The 20,469-nt window shown below is 30.2% G+C and carries 23 protein-coding genes; 20 read left to right on the top strand and 3 right to left on the bottom strand.

Features of this window, described 5'->3' with window-relative positions:
• The first annotated feature begins 63 nt into the window (after positions 1 to 63).
• The 14 genes from ABDJ34_RS02355 to ABDJ34_RS02290 all read left to right on the top strand — a co-directional run bounded on the left by ABDJ34_RS02355 (position 64) and on the right by ABDJ34_RS02290 (position 13,382).
• Positions 64 to 828 carry an ABC transporter ATP-binding protein gene (locus ABDJ34_RS02355; protein WP_412701235.1) on the top strand — a complete coding sequence of 255 codons (765 nt, stop codon included), beginning with the start codon at positions 64 to 66 and terminating at the stop codon, positions 826 to 828.
• A complete protein-coding gene (locus tag ABDJ34_RS02350) occupies positions 818 to 2,773 on the top strand; it encodes an FtsX-like permease family protein (protein ID WP_412701234.1) in 1,956 nt (651 codons plus the stop codon). The genes ABDJ34_RS02355 and ABDJ34_RS02350 overlap by 11 nt, the downstream gene beginning before the upstream one ends.
• Positions 2,774 to 2,862: 89 nt before the next feature.
• Positions 2,863 to 3,888: a molybdopterin-binding protein gene (locus tag ABDJ34_RS02345; RefSeq protein ID WP_412701233.1), complete on the top strand. Its 1,026-nt coding sequence runs from the start codon at positions 2,863 to 2,865 to the stop codon at positions 3,886 to 3,888.
• Positions 3,885 to 4,520: a phosphatase PAP2 family protein gene (locus tag ABDJ34_RS02340; RefSeq protein ID WP_412701232.1), complete on the top strand. Its 636-nt coding sequence runs from the start codon at positions 3,885 to 3,887 to the stop codon at positions 4,518 to 4,520. The genes ABDJ34_RS02345 and ABDJ34_RS02340 overlap by 4 nt, the downstream gene beginning before the upstream one ends.
• A 102-nt stretch (positions 4,521 to 4,622) precedes the next feature.
• Positions 4,623 to 5,252: a phosphatase PAP2 family protein gene (locus tag ABDJ34_RS02335; protein ID WP_002836795.1), complete on the top strand. Its 630-nt coding sequence runs from the start codon at positions 4,623 to 4,625 to the stop codon at positions 5,250 to 5,252.
• Between the two features lie 10 nt (positions 5,253 to 5,262).
• Positions 5,263 to 5,709, top strand: coding sequence for a GatB/YqeY domain-containing protein (locus ABDJ34_RS02330; protein WP_412701231.1), 447 nt, complete (start codon positions 5,263 to 5,265; stop codon positions 5,707 to 5,709).
• Positions 5,709 to 7,106, top strand: a complete 1,398-nt coding sequence (pepD, locus tag ABDJ34_RS02325; RefSeq protein ID WP_412701230.1) for a beta-Ala-His dipeptidase — start codon at positions 5,709 to 5,711, stop codon at positions 7,104 to 7,106. The genes ABDJ34_RS02330 and pepD overlap by 1 nt, the downstream gene beginning before the upstream one ends.
• A gap of 47 nt (positions 7,107 to 7,153) precedes the next feature.
• Positions 7,154 to 8,290 carry an efflux RND transporter periplasmic adaptor subunit gene (locus ABDJ34_RS02320; protein WP_412701229.1) on the top strand — a complete coding sequence of 379 codons (1,137 nt, stop codon included), beginning with the start codon at positions 7,154 to 7,156 and terminating at the stop codon, positions 8,288 to 8,290.
• Positions 8,291 to 8,292: 2 nt separating this feature from the next.
• On the top strand, positions 8,293 to 8,976 hold the full coding sequence (locus ABDJ34_RS02315; RefSeq protein ID WP_412701228.1) for an ABC transporter ATP-binding protein: 684 nt from the start codon (positions 8,293 to 8,295) through the stop codon (positions 8,974 to 8,976).
• The gene (locus ABDJ34_RS02310) at positions 8,966 to 10,171 is read left to right on the top strand and encodes an ABC transporter permease (protein WP_412701227.1); all 1,206 of its coding nucleotides are present in this window, start codon (positions 8,966 to 8,968) and stop codon (positions 10,169 to 10,171) included. Before ABDJ34_RS02315 ends, ABDJ34_RS02310 begins: the two co-directional genes overlap by 11 nt.
• A gap of 87 nt (positions 10,172 to 10,258) precedes the next feature.
• Positions 10,259 to 10,852: an anthranilate synthase component II gene (locus ABDJ34_RS02305; RefSeq protein WP_412701226.1), complete on the top strand. Its 594-nt coding sequence runs from the start codon at positions 10,259 to 10,261 to the stop codon at positions 10,850 to 10,852.
• On the top strand, positions 10,839 to 12,167 hold the full coding sequence (locus ABDJ34_RS02300; RefSeq protein ID WP_412701225.1) for an anthranilate synthase component I family protein: 1,329 nt from the start codon (positions 10,839 to 10,841) through the stop codon (positions 12,165 to 12,167). Before ABDJ34_RS02305 ends, ABDJ34_RS02300 begins: the two co-directional genes overlap by 14 nt.
• On the top strand, positions 12,164 to 12,895 hold the full coding sequence (locus tag ABDJ34_RS02295; protein WP_412701224.1) for an aminotransferase class IV: 732 nt from the start codon (positions 12,164 to 12,166) through the stop codon (positions 12,893 to 12,895). Before ABDJ34_RS02300 ends, ABDJ34_RS02295 begins: the two co-directional genes overlap by 4 nt.
• A 43-nt stretch (positions 12,896 to 12,938) precedes the next feature.
• Complete coding sequence (locus ABDJ34_RS02290; protein WP_412701223.1) at positions 12,939 to 13,382, top strand: MarR family winged helix-turn-helix transcriptional regulator; 444 nt, start codon at positions 12,939 to 12,941, stop codon at positions 13,380 to 13,382.
• A gap of 51 nt (positions 13,383 to 13,433) precedes the next feature.
• On the opposite strand, the gene ABDJ34_RS02285 is transcribed toward ABDJ34_RS02290, so the two are convergent.
• The gene (locus ABDJ34_RS02285) at positions 13,434 to 14,627 is read right to left on the bottom strand and encodes a S41 family peptidase (RefSeq protein WP_412701222.1); all 1,194 of its coding nucleotides are present in this window, start codon (positions 14,625 to 14,627) and stop codon (positions 13,434 to 13,436) included.
• A gap of 106 nt (positions 14,628 to 14,733) precedes the next feature.
• Between ABDJ34_RS02285 and ABDJ34_RS02280 the strand changes: the two genes are divergently transcribed.
• Together ABDJ34_RS02280 and ABDJ34_RS02275 are read left to right on the top strand one after the other, a co-directional pair.
• Positions 14,734 to 15,009 carry a hypothetical protein gene (locus ABDJ34_RS02280; RefSeq protein ID WP_094203845.1) on the top strand — a complete coding sequence of 92 codons (276 nt, stop codon included), beginning with the start codon at positions 14,734 to 14,736 and terminating at the stop codon, positions 15,007 to 15,009.
• Positions 15,010 to 15,069: 60 nt separating this feature from the next.
• Positions 15,070 to 15,561 (top strand): ferritin, encoded by a 492-nt coding sequence (locus tag ABDJ34_RS02275; RefSeq protein ID WP_227905108.1) that lies wholly within the window; start codon positions 15,070 to 15,072, stop codon positions 15,559 to 15,561.
• A gap of 156 nt (positions 15,562 to 15,717) precedes the next feature.
• On the opposite strand, the gene tnpA is transcribed toward ABDJ34_RS02275, so the two are convergent.
• Positions 15,718 to 16,173, bottom strand: a complete 456-nt coding sequence (gene tnpA, locus ABDJ34_RS02270; protein ID WP_002838224.1) for an IS200/IS605 family transposase — start codon at positions 16,171 to 16,173, stop codon at positions 15,718 to 15,720.
• A 240-nt stretch (positions 16,174 to 16,413) separates the two neighbouring features.
• Between tnpA and yihA the strand changes: the two genes are divergently transcribed.
• Positions 16,414 to 17,019 (top strand): ribosome biogenesis GTP-binding protein YihA/YsxC, encoded by a 606-nt coding sequence (yihA, locus tag ABDJ34_RS02265; protein WP_412701221.1) that lies wholly within the window; start codon positions 16,414 to 16,416, stop codon positions 17,017 to 17,019.
• Positions 17,020 to 17,128: 109 nt separating this feature from the next.
• Here yihA and rd read toward each other — a convergent pair whose 3' ends face one another.
• Positions 17,129 to 17,290 carry a rubredoxin gene (gene rd / locus ABDJ34_RS02260; RefSeq protein WP_002836766.1) on the bottom strand — a complete coding sequence of 54 codons (162 nt, stop codon included), beginning with the start codon at positions 17,288 to 17,290 and terminating at the stop codon, positions 17,129 to 17,131.
• A gap of 171 nt (positions 17,291 to 17,461) precedes the next feature.
• On the opposite strand from rd, the gene ABDJ34_RS02255 reads away from it, so the two are divergent.
• The 3 genes from ABDJ34_RS02255 to ABDJ34_RS02245 all read left to right on the top strand — a co-directional run bounded on the left by ABDJ34_RS02255 (position 17,462) and on the right by ABDJ34_RS02245 (position 20,431).
• The gene (locus tag ABDJ34_RS02255) at positions 17,462 to 17,848 is read left to right on the top strand and encodes an ATP-binding protein (protein ID WP_225559831.1); all 387 of its coding nucleotides are present in this window, start codon (positions 17,462 to 17,464) and stop codon (positions 17,846 to 17,848) included.
• Positions 17,849 to 17,938: 90 nt separating this feature from the next.
• A complete protein-coding gene (gene typA / locus ABDJ34_RS02250; protein ID WP_154271807.1) occupies positions 17,939 to 19,798 on the top strand; it encodes a translational GTPase TypA in 1,860 nt (619 codons plus the stop codon).
• A 306-nt stretch (positions 19,799 to 20,104) separates the two neighbouring features.
• Complete coding sequence (locus ABDJ34_RS02245) at positions 20,105 to 20,431, top strand: YerC/YecD family TrpR-related protein (RefSeq protein ID WP_094207313.1); 327 nt, start codon at positions 20,105 to 20,107, stop codon at positions 20,429 to 20,431.
• The last annotated feature ends 38 nt before the right edge of the window (positions 20,432 to 20,469 follow it).

The raw sequence follows: 20,469 nt of genomic DNA, 5'->3' as shown, positions 1-20,469 counted from the left end.
TTGTTAGTTTAGATAAATGCTACTTTTTCTAAATTCATTTAACATATAGTTATGGAGGGTGTTATGAATATTTTAGAATTAAACAACGTAAGAAAAGTATACAAAACGAAAAATGTTGAAACAGTAGCATTAAAAGATGTGAATTTTTCTGTAGAAAAGAATGAATTTATAGCGATAATGGGAGAATCAGGCTCTGGTAAAACAACTTTACTTAATGTAATATCAACATTAGATAAGCAAACTAATGGAAAGGTTGTGTTAAATGGCAAGGATATATCCATTTTAAAAGAATCGGAAGTTGCAAAGTTCAGAAGGGAAAAGCTGGGATTTGTATTTCAAGATTTTAATTTATTGGATATTTTCTCAAACAAAGACAATATATTTTTGCCGATGGTGCTTTCAGATTATAAGCCAAAAGAAATGGAGAAAAGATTATCTGAAATTCAAGGTTTGTTAGGAATTGAATCTTTTGTGGGCAAATATCCTTATGAGGTTAGTGGTGGACAAAAACAAAGAATTGCTATTGCAAGAGCTTTGATTACAAAACCAGATTTGATATTGGCTGATGAGCCAACAGGTGCATTGGATTCAAAATCATCAGATATGATACTTGATTTATTCACAAAAATTAATAAATTAGGACAAACTATATTGATGGTAACTCATTCTGTGAAGGCAGCCTCGTTTTCAGATAGGGTAATATTCATAAAAGATGGTGTCGTGTTCCATGAAATATACAAGGGAAATAGCGACAACAATGAATTTATGGAGAGAATAAATGAATCCTTGACAGTGTTAAATAATCGAGGTGTAGATAATGAATTCTAAATTATCTACAAAGTTTGCCATTAAAAATTTAAAAGCAAACAAAATCGTAAATATTCCATATATTTTGTCAACGAGTATTATGGTGGCGATTTTATTTATTATGATATCTCTATTAGATAATAAATACGTTATGCAAAAAGACCAATTTGGAGCGATAATAGTTTTCGGATCTGTTATTATTGCGATATTTACATTTGCGATTATTATGTATGCGAATAGGTTTTTGATAAAAAGAAGATTCAAAGAATTCGGATTGTACCGTGTTTTCGGATTGGAGAACAAGCATATCAATAGAATTTTGCTAAAAGAAAAGTCGATATTTTTTGTGATTATTTCAATCCTAACAATTGTTTTTGGGATTACATTGGGAAAAGTATTGTTCTTAGCCGTTGGAAAATTGATGCAAGAAAATTTCAGCATAATGCAGTTTGGAGTTTCAACCAAAGCAGTTATATTATCACTACTATTTAATCTTGTAATTAGCGTGTTAACATTTATCTTCGATATATTAAATATAAAATCAGCTACAACCAGGGATTTATTTGCCAAAGGACAAAAATCGGAATCTGAACCAAAAGTTAAAGTAATATTTTTCATTCTAGCAATAATTCTAACTGCAATTGGTTATTACATTGCATTGACTATTGAAGGAAGCTTTGAAAGTTTGCTGATGTTTTTCGTGGCAAGTTTACTTGTATTGTTTGGAACGTACTGTGGCTTTGTTGCAATAACAATTTTTGTACTAAAATTGATGAAGAAAAACAAGAATTTTTTCTATAAATCGAAAAATTTTATTACAGTTTCTGGAATGCTTTACAGAATGAAATCAAATGCAGTCGGATTAGCTAGTATTGCAATTTTGTGCACAGGAGTTGTAGTATCATTGTCGACTACAATGGCGATCTACAACAGTGCAGAAAAAGTTGTCGATTCAACTGTAAACAGAGATTACAAATTGACTGGAACGATTATACCAGATAAGGATTTTTCTAAAAATATCGAAAAAGAAAAAACTAGATTGAAAAATTTAGTCACAGAAAAAACAAATCCTAAAAATGAATATTATCAAGTTAGTACAATGATGTTTGCAAACCTTGAAGGTAATAAATTCACAAGAATTGGAAGGAATAATGACAAGCCTATCTATATTATGATTCAAACGTTGGATTCATTTAACAATAAGTTTTCCAAAAATTATTCTTTGAAAGACGGAGAAATTTTATTAAATTCAAATTACATGAAATATTTAACATCAGATAAGATAACATTAGGAAGTGTTGATTATAAATTCAAAAAAATAGATGAGCTTGAAGGAAGAAATATCGCAGTGGATATGTTCTACGTCGTAGTGAAAACTGATGAGGATTTGGTAAGATTTTGCAATGATTTCAAAATGCCAATGGAAAATGATGCAGGATACAAGCCTTTAGAAGTAAATGTATCTTACTTTTTGGATTCAGAAAAAAATCTAGATGGAAAAGAATTTATCTCTAAAGACAGTTCTCTTCAATTTGTATCTAGACAAGAAACAAAAACTGGAGTGTACAGTATGTTTGGAGCGTTCTTGTACATTGGTTTCATCATAAGCTTTGTTTTATTAATTGGAACTTCGATCATTGCATATTACAAACATTTGTCAGAAGGAATTGAAGATAGAAAAAACATTCAAACAATGAAGAAAGTCGGATTGTCAAACAAAATGATTAAAAAGACATCATCGCAACAAATATATTGGATGTTCTTCTTACCGCTTTTTGTGGCAGTGATTCATTCTGCAGTTGCATCTAAAATGTTGTATCAATTGTGTGGGCTTTTTGGAATAAGAAATATATCTGAATTTGCTATTCCGTTTGCGATATCAGTTGCCATAATAATTACAGTGTATTTCGTAATATTTAAAATAACAAGTAACGTCTACTATAATTTGGTAAGCGAAGAAGAATAAACTGGGGGAAACTCCAGTTTTTTCGTTGTATGTTTTAAAAAATAATGGTTTCGTGATAAAATAGGAATATCAATTAAGAGGGGTTTAAAATGAAAGTAGTTAGAACTGAAGATGCGGTAGGTCATATTTTACCGCACGATATGACTAGAATTGTAAAGGACGTGGTTAAAGAGAGAGCTTTTAAAAAAGGTCACGTTATTACAGAAGAAGATATTCCTGTTCTATTAAGTATGGGCAAGGAACATATTTATGTTATGGAATTGGAAGATGATGATTTACACGAGAATGATTGTGCAATTATTTTGAAAGATATTTGTATTAATGAACATATGCATTCATCTGATATAAAAGAAGGCAAGATAGAAATAATTTCTGATGTGGATGGATTTTTGAAAGTCGACAGAGATAGGTTATTCAAGTTAAATTCAATTGATGACATATCCATTGCAACTGTTCTTGGCAATCAACCAGTAAGAAAAGGACAAAAAATTGCTGGAATGAGAATTATCCCGCTTTTCACAAAAGAAAAAATAATGGACGAAGCGAAGAAAATAATGAATGGAGTTCCTATTTTGGAAATCATTCCATTTGATAAGACAAAAAAATGTTCAATCATTACAACTGGATCTGAAGTGTACAAAGGTCTAATCAAAGATCAATTTGGACCTGTGTTAAAACAAAAAATGAAGGATTACAATTGTAAAGTAATAAATCACGTCATAGTCGACGATAATAGTGAAAATATTACACGAGAAATCAACAAAGCATTAGAAAACAAATCCGATATAATTTTGGTTTCAGGTGGAATGAGCGTCGATCCAGATGATATGACACCAAAAGCGATAAAAGATTCCAAGGCAGAAGTGATAACTTATGGTTCTCCTGTACTACCAGGAGCGATGTTTATGCTAGCTTACAAAAACAATACTGCAATTATGGGACTTCCAGGTTGTGTGATGTTTAACAAATCTACAGTTTTTGATATCATCTTGCCTTATATTTTTGCGAATATTAAAGTTACAAAGGATATGATTAATAGTTTGGGTTATGGTGGATTTTGTATGCAATGTTCAGAGTGTCACTTCCCAAATTGTGAATTTGGTAAAGGGTTATGATAGGAAAGGTAATAAACAAGAAAAAAATATATTTATCGGCAGCAATTCTTGTAGCTTCGTTGATTTTTGGGATTTTCATTAGAAAGCAATCGGGTCTTTCATTTGAACCGAAAATAATGAATTTTGCACAAAATCTTACAGATAATTTTACTTTTTATATTTTCAAGGCATTCACAATACTTGGAAATTTCAGCACGTATTTTTTGATATTGGCTATTAGCTTATATTATTCAAAACGTATTGGCAAGAATTCATTTTTTTCAATAACATTAATTTCTTGTTTAATTGGCCTTGTAGTTATGAATTTGTACAAATATAGTTTTGTGAGAGTAAGGCCGTTAGATTTTTTCAAAATAGAACAAGGTGGTTACAGTTATGTTAGCGGTCATAGTTTGGTAAGTACAAGCTTTTATTTTACTTTGAGTTATTTGTTATGCAGTTTGAAAAATTACAAATTCATTTATTTGAGAATAATTCCATTTGTAATTGCTTTTAGTAGGTTGGTTGTGGGAGTACATTGGCCAACAGATGTGTTTTTTGGAATGTTAGTGGGATATGTGTGTTATCTAGCTACGATTTTTGTGGCAGAAAAATATATAATAAAATCAAATAAAAATCTTGATGAACTATAAATTTATTTTTATGGTTCATTTTTTATTGGAGGTCTTCCTACTATACATTTGAACTTGGTTGGTATAAAATTTAATATGAAGTATTAAAAGGAAGGATTTAAAATGGATAAATACGATTGGTTTGTAATAATATGTAGTATTGTTCTGTTATCGATTACTTTTTTTCTTGGATTTGTTGTATTAAAAGACAATGAAACAAATTTGGATAGAAGATTAAAAGAACATTTTACTAAAATGGGACACAATTCCCTGATTGCGATGATGGCAAAAATCACAAAATTTGGTAACGTTGAAACACTTATGATTATAAGTATACCTATTGTGTTTTTTACTGTGAGTCAACACAATTATGTATCAGCATCAGCTATAATAATGAGCGTTATGCTTAGCGTTATTGCAGTTCACACATTAAAATTTGTGTTCAGAAGAAAAAGACCAAAAGTAACTAGCGGGATCAATTATATGGGATATTCTTTTCCAAGTGGTCATTCTTGCGTTAGTATGAGCTTTTATTTGACGATTGCTTATGTGCTAAGTTATGGGTACAAATTTTTCTTCGTGACGATGTTAATTGCCATTGTGTTTGCTTTTATGATTGCCATTTCCAGAATTATTTTGGGAGTACATTGGTTTACGGATGTCGTAATAGGTAGTTTTATTGGGCTAATATGTGCATATTGGTCTATATATATGTTCAGAATGAATTATTATTTTACATTTATTTTTGGTTAGGAGTGAAATTATGAGTACAATTGAAAAATTAAGAAAAGACAAAATGTTAGCTATGAAGAACAAGGATAAAGTTAAATCGGGAGTTATTTCTTTGATTATGAGCAACATTTTATTGGAACAAAAAGAAAAGAAAAGGGATTTGACAGACGAAGAACAATTAGCTTTTGTAAAAAAAGAATTGAAGCAAACAATGGATACATTGGAACAAACTCCAGAAGACAGAGTTGAAGCGATTGAAGAAACTAAGACAAAAATTGAAATTATCAAATCATATCTTCCAGAGCAATTATCTGAAGATAAATTAAAAGAAATCATAGAAAAATTTATGGAAGAAAACTCCCTTGAAAAATCAAATAAATCAAGAGGACAAATAATGAAATACATTATGGGAGAATATGGTAAATACACTGACGGTAAGACTGTTAACGAAGTGGTTGAAGAAATTATAGGTGCATAGTGGATAAGAATACTGTATTAAATTATTTTAGAGATTTTTCTAAAATCAATAGATGTTCAAAGCATGAAGAAGAAATCGCAGATTACTTGGAAAAGTTTGCTCATGACAACAATTTAGAGTGCAAAAGGGATAAGTTCAACAATATCTACATTAAAAGAGATTCAGACAAAAGTTTAAAAGACAAACCAGGAATAATTCTTCAAGCGCACATGGACATGGTTTGCGTTTCGGATGAAGAGTATGATTTTGACAATGGAATTAAAATCATAGAAATGGATGGCTTCATGTTTGCGGACAAGACAAGCCTTGGAGCAGACAATGGAATTGGCCTTGCCATAGCTATGGCTACATTGACATCCAATCACAAACTTCCTCAAATAGAAGCTGTGGTGACTACAAGTGAAGAAGTCGATATGAGTGGTGCGATGAATTTCGATTTTGATTTGTCTGGAAAATATTTCATTAACATAGATTCAGAAGATGAAAATGAATTGATTGTAGGCAGCAGTGGTGGAGAAAATGTCAATGTTGAAATAGACAAGAATTACGTTTCAGATAGTTTGTCTAATTTTTACAAAATTTCTGTAAAAGGACTTAAAGGCGGACACTCTGGAATGGAAATTGATAAGAACCACAAAAATGCAATCAAGGTTGTGTTTAAATTCTTGGAATCATTAGATGATTATTATATCTGTGATTTCAAAGCTGGATCAAAGGACAACGCTATTCCTACAAATGCAGAAATAATCTTATCTACAGATGAATCCATTGACTCACTTAACAAAAAATCAGAAGAATTTATATCTAAGGTTGATTTGGAAGATTTTGATAAGGATTTGAGGCTTTTAATTGAAGATGTAAGTCCCCAAAAATGCTTAGATAAAAATACAACAGAAAATTTCTCTGGTTTAATTGGAGAATTAAACTCTGGTGTGATTTCTTACATTGAAGGACTTGATGAAACAGTCGAAACATCTTGTAACTTGGCGATTGTAAATTCTTTGGACGATAAATTCGAAATCATATTATCTACGCGATCTTCAAATCATGACAAATTAGTAGCGCTACGAGAAGATATAGTTTCAAAAGCGAACAAACACAATGCAACTGCCTTCGATTACAATTATTATCCTACTTGGGAATTCAATGAAAAATCAGAGTTGATGGAGGTTGCAAAGAAAGCTTTCTCAAAAGTAAACGACAAAGAAGTAGATGTTAAAGTAATCCACGCTGGACTTGAATGTGGAGTGTTTGCAGAAAAATATAAAAAAATTGACTGCATTTCAATTGGACCTACAATGTACGATGTACACACAACAAAAGAAAGATTAGATATTGAATCTTTAGAGAGATTTATTAAATTCTACAATGAAACTTTGAATATGTTGACTAATTAGTTACGCTGTATTATAATAGTATTACAGAGATACAATTAGGAGGTCGTATGAAAAATAATAAAAAGTTTGCAATTATTTTAGCCATAATTGCTTTAGCCTGTGTTGGAGGATTGGTCTTTAAATTAGTTAAAGCTAATAAGAAAAACGAAACTAAGTATAGCTTGTATACAGTATCCGCAGGAAGTGATTTGGTGTTTAGTGCAATATCAAAAACGGGCGATGTACAACAAGTTTATAACAATCAAGCTTATGGTGAGGTTGAAAAAGTTCATGTGAAAACTGGTCAATCTGTTAAAAAAGGAGATTTATTGATTACTTTTGTAAACAAAGAAGTTGAAAAACAAATTGATCAAATGGAAATGCAAATAGAGCAAGCCAAAAGCCAAGCAAATTATGCATTAGAAGATAGAAATAGCGCATACAAATCCTACAATAAATTGGTAGAAAAATACAACGAAACTTTTTCTCCAGAACTAGAAATGCAAATTGATCAAATGGAACCTACACTCAATCAATCAAATAGAGCTTACAAACAAGCACTTGATCAAGTAGAGTTGCAAAAGAAACAGCTTAAAGATTTAAAAGAAAGTTCAAGAAAAACAATCAAGGCTATAATTGCTGGGACTTGCAAAGTTAATGACAAAAACATCGATAATCCGATGAGTCAAGGAACATTGATTGAATTAACTAGCGATGAAAATATAATTGAAGGAAATATTTCTGAATACGACTACAATAAATTAAAAGAAAATGATGAGGTTGAAGTAATTCCTATTAATGGGGATGAAAAAACAAAAGGAACTGTAGTAGAGATTTCCAATACTCCAGAAAGTCAAGCTGGATCATTTGAAGCTAATCAAATGCAAAACATGGCAGAACAATCTGGAAGTAATTCTTCAAATTTTGTATTTAAAATAAAAACACAAAAACCTATACACATTGGATTCAACGTTCAAGTAAGAAAAAAATCAGATAAGATTGAACTTGCAAAAGACATGGTAAAAGAAGAAGATTCTAAATACTATGTGTTTGAATACAAAGATTCAAAAGCTGTGAAAAAAGAAGTTCAACTAGAAAAAAATACTAATTCTTATACTGTGATTTCTGGATTGAAATCTGGTGACAAAATTATTTCTAAAGTAAAAGATTTGAAAGATAATCAAGAAATAAAGGTTGAAGATTAGTCATGATAGATTTAATTAAAATCAATAAGTTTTACAATTCAGGAGAAAACAAGCTTCACGTTCTAAAAGATGTTAGCCTTAACATTAATAGTGGTGATTTTGTCGCAATAATGGGTGAGTCTGGTTCTGGAAAGTCTACGTTGATAAATATCCTTGGATTTTTGGATAAAAAATTTACAGGACTATATAAGTTTGAAAATGTTGAGGTAGGCAAATTTACAGATAATAAATTGTCCGATCTTCGCAATAAATCCGTGGGATTTATCTTCCAACAATTTCAACTTATTCAAAATTACACCATAGCTGAAAATGTAGAACTACCTTTATTGTATCAAGGTAAATCCTATAAATACGCAAGAGAAAAAGCATTGGAAGCTTTGGATTTGGTAGGAATTAAAAATCAAGCAGACAAAAGACCGAAACAGCTTTCAGGTGGACAACAACAAAGAGCAGCTATAGCACGTGCCATTGTTCACAATCCGAAATTTATTATAGCAGATGAGCCAACAGGTGCGCTTGATTCAGAAACCAGTAAGGAAATAATGGCGCTTTTTAATGAATTGAATCAAAAACTCAAAATCACGATAATAATGGTTACTCACGATAAAAATATTACACATAATTGCAACCGAAAATATTTTATGTTAGATGGTGTTTTAAAAGAGAGGGATAGTTATGAAGTTTAATATTTTATTAAATACTGCCTTCAAAGATATCATCAAAAACAAAAAGCGATCTTTACTGACTATGCTTGGAATTATTATAGGGATTGCAGCAGTAATAACTATTATCGCAATTGGTAGAGGATTCCAAGATTACGTTGTTGATAGTTTAATGGGTGGAGAAGGAAAGGAACTTAGCGTTGCGTTTTATTTCCAGCCTGAAAATCCAACAAATTCAGTGGGAAGCAATACATCCGTCTTAACAGAGAAAAATATTCGAGATATTTCACAGATTACAGATGTTCTAAAAGTTGAATCTGATCCAGAAAAATTTCAAAATGATATGGTAAATGTTTCTATGCAAAAAAATGACGGGAAAATTGAAAGTGCATTTGCCAAACCTGTCGAAGAAACTGAAAGTAAAATAGTAAAGGGAAGAGCTATTACTAAACTGGATGGAGATACAAACCAGAAAGTCGCCGTTATAACTCAAAAATTAGCTGATGAAATATTTGAAGATGAAGATCCGCTCGACAAAACAGTTCTTGTAAAAAATGATTATTATGTTATCGTTGGAATAAAAGAAAATAATGCTGCAACAAATTTGTTTAGTTTTGGAAATGATGTAGATATACCAAAAGGGACATTGGAATCTCGTAAACCTAAAAATAATAATTCAATATCTATGATTAATGTTATTCTGAAAAATGGTACAAAAGTTCAAGACAAAGCAAAAGAAATCCAAGAATATCTTGAAAAAAATGGTCCAATGAAAGATGCAGGATCATATAATTTTGTCGATATTGCTCAACAAATTGAAGGTATTAGTAATGTGTTAGGTTCGGTCACTATATTTATATCTTTAATAGCTGCTATTTCTCTTCTAATTGCAGGAATTGGAATGATGAATATGATGTACATTTCAGTAGCTGAAAGAATCAAAGAAATAGGAATTAGAAGGGCAATTGGAGCAAAGAAAAAAGAAATTTTGTATCAATTTATGTTAGAAGGGATTATTGTAACTGTTATTGGTGGAATAATTGGATACATTATTGGAATGATAGCTGCATTTATTGCATCGAAATTCTTGCCATTTCCAATCAAACTAGAACTGATGCCGGTTTTGATATCTTTAGGAATATCTTTGGGAATAGGAATTGTGTTCACTTATTCTCCGGCAAATACAGCGGCAAACAAAAATGTAATAGATATTATTTAAGATTAGAAAATGAGTTTATTAATCAATAAGCTCATTTTTTATTTGATTTTTAGCATAAAATCCTATATATTTTTAGTGGGTGATTAAATGATATTAATGATAGATAATTACGATTCATTCACATATAACATTGTTTCTTATTTGAGAATTTTGAAAGAAGAAGTTATTGTGAAAAAGAATGATGAGATAAATTTGGAAGAAATCAAACAATTAAATCCGGAAATTATAGTGATTTCTCCAGGGCCTAAAACTCCAAAAGAATCCAAAATTTCTCTTGAAATATTTGAAAAATTAAAAGGGGAATATCCAATTCTTGGAATTTGTTTGGGCCATCAAGCATTGGCTTACTCAATGGGGCTTCGCATTATAAAAGGGCCACGTCCAATGCATGGGAAAATGACAGAGATTAAACATGACGGCAAAGGAATATTTACTGATATTCCAAATCCTGTAAAGGTTATGCGTTATCATTCGTTAATTGTTGATGATAGCAAATTTGAAAATGGAATGTATGAAGATATGGTTATAACATCAAAGACTTCTGATGGAATAATTATGGGATTTAGAGATTCGAAAAATAAGATAGAAACTGTTCAATTTCATCCTGAAAGCGTGGGAACTGATTTTGGCTTGAAAATCATTGAGAACTTCTTAAAGGAGGTAAGAAATGATTCATTCTAAAAAAATCAAATCAGATGTAACCGTTCTAGATATTTTATATAACATTAAAGATAAGAGTTTACCTTTTTTATTAGATAGTGCAAAGGGAAGTTACAATCAAGGTAACAAATCATATATAGGATTTGATCCGGAAATTGTTTTAAAATCAAAGGATAACAACGTTGAAATCAGTGGTCTTGTAAACAAAAAAGTTAATGATAATCCGCTAAATCAACTCAAAATATTGATGGATGATTTTTTTGAAGAAGATGATAATCAATTTATTGGTGGAGCGGTTGGACTTTTATCTTATGATTTTACAAGTTCTAATTGCAATGTAGTTTTAAATTCTGAAAAAAATACCGAAGTATACGATGCTTATTTTGGAATTTATTTTAAAATAATAGAGTTTGACAATAATACACAAGAATACACGATTTATTACTTGGATGATACAGATATTAGAGATGTTGAAGCTGCATTTGTAAAACCAGATTATGTAGATAAGGAATATAAAACATCTGAACTTATAAAAACTATAACAAAAGAAGAATATTCGAAAAGCTTTGATGACATAAAAACAATGATTGAAAATGGTGATGTGTACGAAGTTAACTTGACGCAACAATTCATTGTAGATACGACTAAAGATAAGTTCGATATTTATAAGAAACTTCGCGAAGTTAACAAGGCAGACTTTATGGCTTATATGGACTTTGGGGAATACTGCGTTTTATCTTCATCTCCAGAGAGGTTTTTTGATTGTCAAAATGGATTTGTTCAAGCTAGACCTATTAAGGGAACCATTCGAAGATCTGATGATAAAGATGAAGATGAAAAATTAAAAAAAGAATTACTAAATAGTGACAAAGATATTTCAGAATTATTGATGATAGTGGACTTGATGAGAAATGATTTGGGAATGAGTTGTGATGCTGAAACTATAAAAGCTATTAGCAATTATTCGTTGGAAACTTATGAAAATGTTCATCATTTAGTAGCTACAATTGTTGGTATATTGAGAGAAGATGAAGATGTGTTTAGCTTAATCAAAAATATTTTTCCAGGAGGATCAATCACGGGTGCTCCAAAACTTGCATCAATTAAAGCGATTGACATGGTTGAAAAATTCAACAGAAATATTTACACAGGATCTATTGGCTACATTTCATTTAATCAAAATTGCGATTTCAATATTTTAATTAGAACGATTTTAAAAATAAAAGATCGCTGTTATTTTTCAGGTGGTGGTGCTATAACTTGGGATTCTGAAATGAATAGCGAATATGATGAAACAATTCAAAAATCAAAAAAAGTGTATGAGGCTTTGATATGAACGATGGAATAAAATACGGTAAGGGACTTTTTGAAACGATAAAAGTAGTTGATTTTAAGCCGATTTATTTGGAAGATCATATTGAAAGACTTGAAAATTCAATGAATTTTCTGGGAATAAATACGGATGAATTAAGAGACAACATCTACGAAAAAATACAAAATATTGATTTGAATGCAGATTGTTTGAGGATAATGGTGTTGGATAATAATGGCGATTATGATTTGTTCATTAACACTAGAAACACAGATTATTCCGAGTTAAAGTACACACAAGGATTGAAATTAAAAGTTCTCAATCAGTTAAGAGATAAAAACAATCCTCTTGTATATCACAAAACCAATAATTACTTACTGAATGATTATTTGCACAAAGAATTATTGAAAGATGGGTTTGATGAGGGGGTTTTTCTAAATCAAGACGGAAATGTAACAGAAGGAACGTACACAAATTTGTTTTTTATTCAGGAAAATACAATCATCACGCCTCCTGTAACTGATGGTATGTTGCCAGGAATTTTTCGCAAAAAACTTATAGAATTTTTGGAGACAAATGGTTATAATATACTTGAAAAGTCAATTAAGCTAAACAATTTGCAAGATATGGATTGTTGTTTTGTCACGAATTCTTTAATGGAAATGAGATTTGTTAAACAAATTGATGAGATAATGTTTTCAAAAAACAATCTGTTTTGCGAAATATCAGAAAAACTTATGAAAGAAAATTAATTTACAATTTTAAAATGACGTATTTTTGAAATCGGAGGAGTTTATGGATCATGACTACAAAACCTACATGAAGTTGGAAAATCAACTTTGTTTTAAACTTTATGCAGCTTCTAGAATGGTGACAAGTACATACACACAATTTTTGAAACCTTTAGGGTTGACCTACACTCAGTACATTGTGTTATTAGTTCTCTGGGAAAAAGATGGAATTACTGTAGGAAAGTTGTGTGAAAAGTTATATTTGGATAACGGTACTATCACGCCTGTTATCAAAAAGATGCAATCACAAGGTTATCTTGAAAGAGTACGTAGCTCAAAAGACGATCGAGTTGTAATAATTTATCTAACAGATGAAGGGAAAAAATTACAAGAAAAAGTAAAAGATATTCCAAAATTAATGAATGGTTGCTTGGAATTACCTGATGAGAAAAAAGTTCAATTATATGATTTACTACAAGATTTTTTGAATAATAACAAGATAAAATAAAGTAAAAAACGATCCAATATTTATGTTACCATTAATATTAGATCGTTTATTTTAATTAACTCTAGATAATAATAATTTTACGATTTCGCTGTTATCATCTAATTTTATAGCTGGTATAGTTCCAACTTCTTCATTAGTTGTGCCATCTTCATTAAGACCTTGTCCAAGAGGGTACTCCACGATTAATCCTGTATTAGGAAGTGACTTGTAAGTGTGAACTATATTCAGACCATTTCCAGAAGTTGTTTCTCCTACAGTAGTTGCAAACTTCGTTCTGTTGGCTATTTGACACACGAAATCAGCACTGTTTCTGGTATTTTTGTTTTGCAATATATACACATCGCATTTTTGGTCTTCTGATTTTTTTATTGCTAGTTTAAAATTAGTAATGTATTTTATACTTTTTTGATTATCGTTTATTTTGATGTTCGCCACATTTTCTGTAGTTTTAAAGCTGATATCATTTCTATCTAGAATATTTTTTGATATAATAGGTTGAGTTTTATTTGCGACATTAAACTCAAATTTAATGTCTGATTTTAGTAGAGGTTTGATTATCACATTAATCGCATAATCTAAATTATCGGAATCATTATCTCTCAAATCTATTATGATTTTATTTTTCTTTTTATTAGTTTTCAAGATACTGCTGAAAATTTGGGCGTCCTGTTGAATATTTACTGAATCAAAGTCTGATACTTTTACATATAATGCATCTTTGTAATTGTCAATAGAATACGCTCTGAAAGTTTTTTCAGGAATTTCTTCAGTCAAATTAGAATATCTCTTCATTGATAAATTATTTAATATTTGATTGTGATTATCTTGTTGTAGAATTTCATTAAAAGTGTGTTTATCTGCTATTCTAACATTTGAATCATAGAGCTTTTTCAAAATATCATTGTACAAATCAAATACTTCTTGTGTCGACATTTCGTCTTTCTTCTTGCCTGATTCCAATTTTATTTTAGATTTAAAGTTGGGTTTTAAAGATAAAAAGTCGATATCTTTGTATTTTTTTGTTTGTGGTAAATTCATATATGAACTTTCAATTTGATTACATAATTCATCAAAATCTTTGAGTATGTATTTTTTTGGAATTATTTGACTGTATTCAGCTGGCCTAGAATTTATGTATTTGTAACCGAAAAAGCCAAAGATAAGTAATAAAACCAATAAAAATATTTTATTCGCAATTTTATTTCCTTTTCTTTGTTTATTCGCTCTATTATGTGATGTTTTCATTTCTCACCTCTTTTTAATCAGTATAATATAAAAAAAAGAAAGGGTCAATTGAATAAAATAATAGAAACTGGGTATATAAATATAGAAAGAGAAAAAGAGGTTAGTTATGAATAATGTTTTACTGATAAATAGAATAATTCCAACAATTGATGACGATAGAATTTGCAACATTACTTTTGTAATTGCAGACATGCATTTACAAGAAGTTCACGACAAAATAATTAAGGTTATTGACTCATCAGAATATATGGATTTAAATAACACCGAAATAAATTACAATGGATTTACTACCAAACAAAAAGCAAAATTGATTCCTGAAATTATGAAGCTATTGGTAGAAAATAATCTTAAAGTTTACGGTGTTTATGATTTGTATTCTTAAATTTTAAGTAAAATGATTAACTAACAGTCACATAAATTAAATTATAAGGAGTATGATAAAATGAACAGAGAAGAATTATTAAACAAAATTAACGAACAATTAGTTTTTGAATTACAATCAGGCTATGAATACAAACAAATGGCTTCTGAATTCAACGAAATGGATTGGGATGGATTTGAACACTTCATGGAAAAGCAAGCTCATGAAGAATATGAACACGCTGAATACTTCAGACATTGGTTACAAGAAGTTGGATATAAGATTGAATATAAAACAATTGAAGCTCCAAAAGCTGACTACGATAAAGATGTATTAAGCATTTTCAAAGCTGCTTTAGAACACGAAAAAGAGGTTACAAGAAGAATCAGAGAATTATTTGATGCAGCTCATGAAATCAAATTCTATGAAGTATACACTCTTCTACAAAAATTCATTGACGAACAAATCGAAGAAGAAGCTACTTTTGATAATATCATAGCAAAACTTGAAAGAACTGAAAACAGTAATGCTGGTCTTGCAATATTAGACAAAGAATTAGGACAAAGACAATAATTTAGATTAATCATGACCACCCGTAAAACGGGTGGTTTGTTCAAGGGCTATAAGCCCGAGTGATACCAACCAGCGTCTCAAGGCGCTGGTTTTCACTCCATTCAAACCTAACTGTTTTTGCCACTTTAGCCTATCCCTGAAAGGGATTTTTAATTTCTATTTCCCAAACGGATCTGTATATTCTTTTACACTCAATTTATCAAGTGCTATATCATGTTGCTCTTGTTCTCTTATATATTTTGCTATTGTCTTTTCATTCAATCCCACTGTGCTCACATAATATCCTTCTGCCCAAAAATGACGATTGCCAAATTTGTATTTTAAATTCGCATGTCTGTCAAACATCATTAGGGCACTTTTCCCTTTTAAATATCCCATAAAACTTGATACTGATAATTTTGGTGGAATGCTTACTAACATGTGTACATGATCTGGCATCATATGCCCTTCTATTATTTCTACTCCTTTGTATTTACAAAGTAATTTGAATATTTCTATGAGACTTTCTCTATATTGATAAAATATCACTTTTCGTCTATACTTTGGAGTGAAGACTATGTGATACTTGCACATCCATTTTGTGTGAGACAATGAATTAGTTTTATTTGCCATAAAATCACCTCTTATTATTTTAGGTCTGAACAACTCTATTATAATACTTGGTGATTTTTTTGGTATAACCTAAGAACGCCTACCCGCATAGCGGGTAGTTTATTGTTTCGTTCGCAAGCGAACTCAACTGACTAAAGTCATCAATCAAAGCGACTTTTTGAAGTCGCTTTTTTAGTGCAAATAAATTAAAGTTTTGTTATAATAAGTGTTATATTTCTTAAATATTTAATGGAGGTGAATATGAAAATAATTAATTCTGATTTGGAAAAAATCGCTTTTTTGAAAGAACAATATCCTGATGAATCTCTACCAGAAATTGCTTTTTGTGGAAGAAGTAACGTTGGTAAATCATCTTTTATTAATTCTATTTTGGATAGGAAAAACTTAGCAAGAACTTCCTCTAAACCTGGAAAAACGCGTACAGTTAATTTTTACAATGCAAATAATGAGTTTAGATTAGTAGATTTACCAGGATATGGGTATGCGCAAACATCAAAATCTGAAAAGAAAAAATGGGCGCAAGTTATAGAAACTTATTTAAATAATAGAAGAAATTTGTACGAAGTATTTTTAATTGTGGATATTAGACACAAACCAACCGTTCAAGACAAAGAAATGTATAATTGGATTATTCAAAGTGGATTTTGTGGGTTAGTAATAGCTACAAAATTAGACAAAATCGGAAAAACAATGATTAAAAAGAATTTGAATATAATAAAAAAAGAACTCAACATAGATGATGATAACCTCATCTACGAATACAGTTCAACTTCCAAGACAAATAAAAAAGCTGTTATGGAACAGCTTGAAATGATTCTAAAATATGGTAGTGGTATTGAAGAATAAAAGTAAGTAAACCCCAAGTGATTGGGGTTTTGTTTTTAAATATTTTGTGTGTGGCAATAATTTTATGTCATGTATGAATTATTATTGCCAATCATATAATTTTGTTGGATTATTCGACAACTGAGAAGTCATCTTTTCCAGCGCCACAAATTGGGCAAACCCAGTCTTCAGCTAAATCTTCGAAAGCTGTTTGTGGTTGAACACCTGCGTCTGGATCTCCTTCAGCTGGATCATAAATATATCCACATACGTCACATACATATTTTTTCATGTTTAATTTCCCCCTTTAAGATAATTACCTGTTATCAGGTACAAATTATATATACCCACTGAAAAAAATTCTAATCATTTTTCGGTTTTTATTTATAATTCAAATATTTAATGATAAGTTGTTAAATTTATTGAACATATGGGTATATAAATATTGGGTGATAATATGTATATGTTTAAGAGGCAATTTGTCAGCGATAGGACAATTGCTACTAAAAATATTCATACTATGCTCAGACTATTAAGAAAAGTTGTACCAGATGAAGAACTACTTTATGATATACGATTAATAACTAATGAATTGATTTTTAATGGACTAGAACATGGTAACCAGTTTGATATAAATAAGAAAATAACCTTCAAAATAAAATTGAATGATGATTCGATAAAAATATGTGTACAAGACGAAGGTACAGGGATTGATTATTGTTCGAACAGTTATTTTAATAATGATATTTATGTCAGAGGTAGAGGATTATTTATAGTAAGTAAATTAGCTGACGAATTAAAAATTAAAGAGAATTGTGTTGAAGCAAAGCTATTAGTGAGACCTAATTAATTAGTGATCTAATAGCTTGTTTTATTGCAAAAAATTATTAAATGTGATTTTACACAAATTTTTCTTTTATTTTTTTCAATTTATGATATAATGAAGTGTCACAAATTAGAGGGAAGTGGAATTTTGAAAAGAGAAGATGTAAGAAACGTAGCAATTATTGCCCATGTTGACCATGGTAAGACAACTTTGGTAGATGGGTTATTGAAAACAAGTGGTATTTTTAGAGAAAATCAAGATGTACAAGATCGTGTAATGGATAGTAATGATATAGAACGTGAAAGAGGAATTACTATTCTTTCTAAAAACACTGCAATTGACTACAAAAATCATAAAATTAATATTATAGATACTCCGGGTCACGCTGACTTCGGAGGAGAAGTAGAACGTGTATTGAAAATGACGAGTGGAGTTGTGCTGGTAGTGGATGCTTTTGAAGGACCTATGCCACAAACAAAATTTGTATTGAAAAAAGCTTTTGAATTAAATTTACCTACAATTATTTGTATCAATAAAATTGACAGAAAAGAAGCTAGGGTAGATGAAGTAGTAGATGAAATTTTGGATTTATTTATTCAATTAGATGCAGATGAATCCTATTTGGATTCTCCATTTGTATTTGCTTCTGCTAGGGAAGGATTTGCAACTGATGATTTGGAAGAAAGACCAGAAGATATGACTGCCTTATTGGACAAAATCATAGACTACATTCCAGCTCCAGAAGGAGAAGAAGATGCACCATTTAAGCTTTTGATTTCTACAACTGATTTTAGCGATTACGTTGGTAGAATTGGTATCGGTAAGATTGAACAAGGTAAAGTAAAAGTTAATGATAGCTGTGTTATAGTAAATTACAATAATCCAGATAAGAAAAAGAAGATTAAAGTAACTAAGATTTACGAATTCGATGGATTAAACAGAGTCGAAGTTAATGAATCTAAATTCGGTTCTATCGTAGCCTTAACTGGTGTAGAGGGAATAGAAATTGGAGACACATTAGCAAATGAAGAAGATTGTGAACCTATTGAATTTGTAAGCATTTCAAGTCCTACGTTGGCGATGAATTTCTCAGTTAACAATTCTCCATTCGCTGGCAGAGATGGAAAGTTTGTAACAAGTAGACAAGTTCGTGCTAGATTGTACAAAGAATTAGAAACGGATGTAAGTCTAAAAGTTGAAGATACTGATTCTACAGATACTTTTAGAGTTAGTGGTAGAGGAGAACTTCACTTATCTGTTTTAATAGAAAATATGAGGCGTGAAGGATTTGAATTCCAAGTTTCAAAACCAGAAGTTTTATTCAAAAAAGACGAAAATGGAAAAGTTCTTGAACCAATTGAAATAGTTACAATTGATGTTGAAGAAGGATTTGTTGGTACTGTAATTGAGAAATTGGGAACAAGAAAAGGTGAGTTGCAAGATATTTCAAATACTTCTAGCGGATATACAAGGCTTACTTTTGAAATTCCTTCTAGAGGTCTTATTGGATATCGTCAAGAGTTTTTGAGCGATACAAAGGGTAATGGAGTTATCAACACAGAACTTAAAGGATATGAGCCTTATAAAGGCGAAATTCCAAAACGTCAATTAGGTTCATTGATTTCATTTGATACAGGAGTTGCTACAGCTTATGGATTAAATTCAGCACAAGACAGGGGAATTTTATTCGTACAACCTCAAGATGAAGTATATGAAGGAATGGTTGTAGGGTCTAATGCAAAAGGATTAGATATTGAAGTAAATATATGTAAGAAAAAAGCACAAACAAATATCAGATCTTCCGCAGCAGATGAAGCATTAAAACTATCTCCTCCAAAAATCATGAGTTTGGAAGAAATGATGGAATTTGTTGAAGAAGATGAATTAATTGAAATTACTCCTCATCATTTGAGATTGAGAAAGAAGATTTTGGATACTCAATTAAGATACAAATCAAAAAAATATAATAAATAATTTTAGCGGGAATTTATCAGTTGATAAGTTCCCTTTTTTTAATTTAAAATTTTTAAAATAAAATTAACAATAAAATTGAATTGTCGAGAATAAACACTAACATTAATGGGTATATAATGTATATAAAAATATAAAGTATCATAATTTTTCTATTTAATTAGTATAGGGATGTGTATTAGAAGTTTAATTAAAAAAAACATTTGCTTTAGTTAGAAAAAGCGTGTATACTTAAATTATCAAATGCATTATATTATATTTTATTGATGGGTAAAGGTTACCCAAAAAAAAATTTTAAGGAGTAAAACTATGGCTGAAATTAATATCAAGGATAACACATTAAATGAGTTTTTCGATGCAATTATGATGTTAAATGGAAAAGAGGAGTTACAACGTTTTTTTGAAGACGTTTGCACAATGAGAGAGTTACATTCAATTTCACAAAGATTAGAAGTAGCAAAATTACTTAAAATAAGAAAAACTTATAGCGAAATTGAAAAAGATACTGGCGCATCTACTGCGACCATTAGTAGGGTGAATAGATCTTTACAAAACGGTGCTCAAGGTTATGAACTTGTATTAGATACTTTAATAGCAAGAAATTTGGAAGAAAAAAGAAAAAGAAAACAAAAATAACTTTTTATCCGCAAACTTTATTTTGCGGATATTTTACT

The organism is Finegoldia dalianensis, from assembly GCF_046255015.1.
Lineage (GTDB): Bacteria > Bacillota > Clostridia > Tissierellales > Peptoniphilaceae > Finegoldia > Finegoldia magna.
This window is presented reverse-complemented; position numbering and strand designations above follow the sequence as displayed.

Excerpts from the sequence above, each read along its gene's own strand:
- ABDJ34_RS02355 (WP_412701235.1), top strand. The coding sequence starts at position 64 with ATGAATATTTTAGAATTAAACAACGTAAGAAAAGTATACAAAACGAAA.
- ABDJ34_RS02350 (WP_412701234.1), top strand. The coding sequence starts at position 818 with ATGAATTCTAAATTATCTACAAAGTTTGCCATTAAAAATTTAAAAGCA.
- ABDJ34_RS02345 (WP_412701233.1), top strand. The coding sequence starts at position 2,863 with ATGAAAGTAGTTAGAACTGAAGATGCGGTAGGTCATATTTTACCGCAC.
- ABDJ34_RS02340 (WP_412701232.1), top strand. The coding sequence starts at position 3,885 with ATGATAGGAAAGGTAATAAACAAGAAAAAAATATATTTATCGGCAGCA.
- ABDJ34_RS02335 (WP_002836795.1), top strand. The coding sequence starts at position 4,623 with ATGGATAAATACGATTGGTTTGTAATAATATGTAGTATTGTTCTGTTA.
- ABDJ34_RS02330 (WP_412701231.1), top strand. The coding sequence starts at position 5,263 with ATGAGTACAATTGAAAAATTAAGAAAAGACAAAATGTTAGCTATGAAG.
- ABDJ34_RS02320 (WP_412701229.1), top strand. The coding sequence starts at position 7,154 with ATGAAAAATAATAAAAAGTTTGCAATTATTTTAGCCATAATTGCTTTA.
- ABDJ34_RS02315 (WP_412701228.1), top strand. The coding sequence starts at position 8,293 with ATGATAGATTTAATTAAAATCAATAAGTTTTACAATTCAGGAGAAAAC.
- ABDJ34_RS02310 (WP_412701227.1), top strand. The coding sequence starts at position 8,966 with ATGAAGTTTAATATTTTATTAAATACTGCCTTCAAAGATATCATCAAA.
- ABDJ34_RS02305 (WP_412701226.1), top strand. The coding sequence starts at position 10,259 with ATGATATTAATGATAGATAATTACGATTCATTCACATATAACATTGTT.
- ABDJ34_RS02300 (WP_412701225.1), top strand. The coding sequence starts at position 10,839 with ATGATTCATTCTAAAAAAATCAAATCAGATGTAACCGTTCTAGATATT.
- ABDJ34_RS02295 (WP_412701224.1), top strand. The coding sequence starts at position 12,164 with ATGAACGATGGAATAAAATACGGTAAGGGACTTTTTGAAACGATAAAA.
- ABDJ34_RS02290 (WP_412701223.1), top strand. The coding sequence starts at position 12,939 with ATGGATCATGACTACAAAACCTACATGAAGTTGGAAAATCAACTTTGT.
- ABDJ34_RS02285 (WP_412701222.1), bottom strand. The coding sequence starts at position 14,627 with ATGAAAACATCACATAATAGAGCGAATAAACAAAGAAAAGGAAATAAA.
- ABDJ34_RS02280 (WP_094203845.1), top strand. The coding sequence starts at position 14,734 with ATGAATAATGTTTTACTGATAAATAGAATAATTCCAACAATTGATGAC.
- ABDJ34_RS02275 (WP_227905108.1), top strand. The coding sequence starts at position 15,070 with ATGAACAGAGAAGAATTATTAAACAAAATTAACGAACAATTAGTTTTT.
- tnpA (WP_002838224.1), bottom strand. The coding sequence starts at position 16,173 with ATGGCAAATAAAACTAATTCATTGTCTCACACAAAATGGATGTGCAAG.
- yihA (WP_412701221.1), top strand. The coding sequence starts at position 16,414 with ATGAAAATAATTAATTCTGATTTGGAAAAAATCGCTTTTTTGAAAGAA.
- rd (WP_002836766.1), bottom strand. The coding sequence starts at position 17,290 with ATGAAAAAATATGTATGTGACGTATGTGGATATATTTATGATCCAGCT.
- ABDJ34_RS02255 (WP_225559831.1), top strand. The coding sequence starts at position 17,462 with ATGTTTAAGAGGCAATTTGTCAGCGATAGGACAATTGCTACTAAAAAT.
- typA (WP_154271807.1), top strand. The coding sequence starts at position 17,939 with ATGAAGTGTCACAAATTAGAGGGAAGTGGAATTTTGAAAAGAGAAGAT.
- ABDJ34_RS02245 (WP_094207313.1), top strand. The coding sequence starts at position 20,105 with ATGGCTGAAATTAATATCAAGGATAACACATTAAATGAGTTTTTCGAT.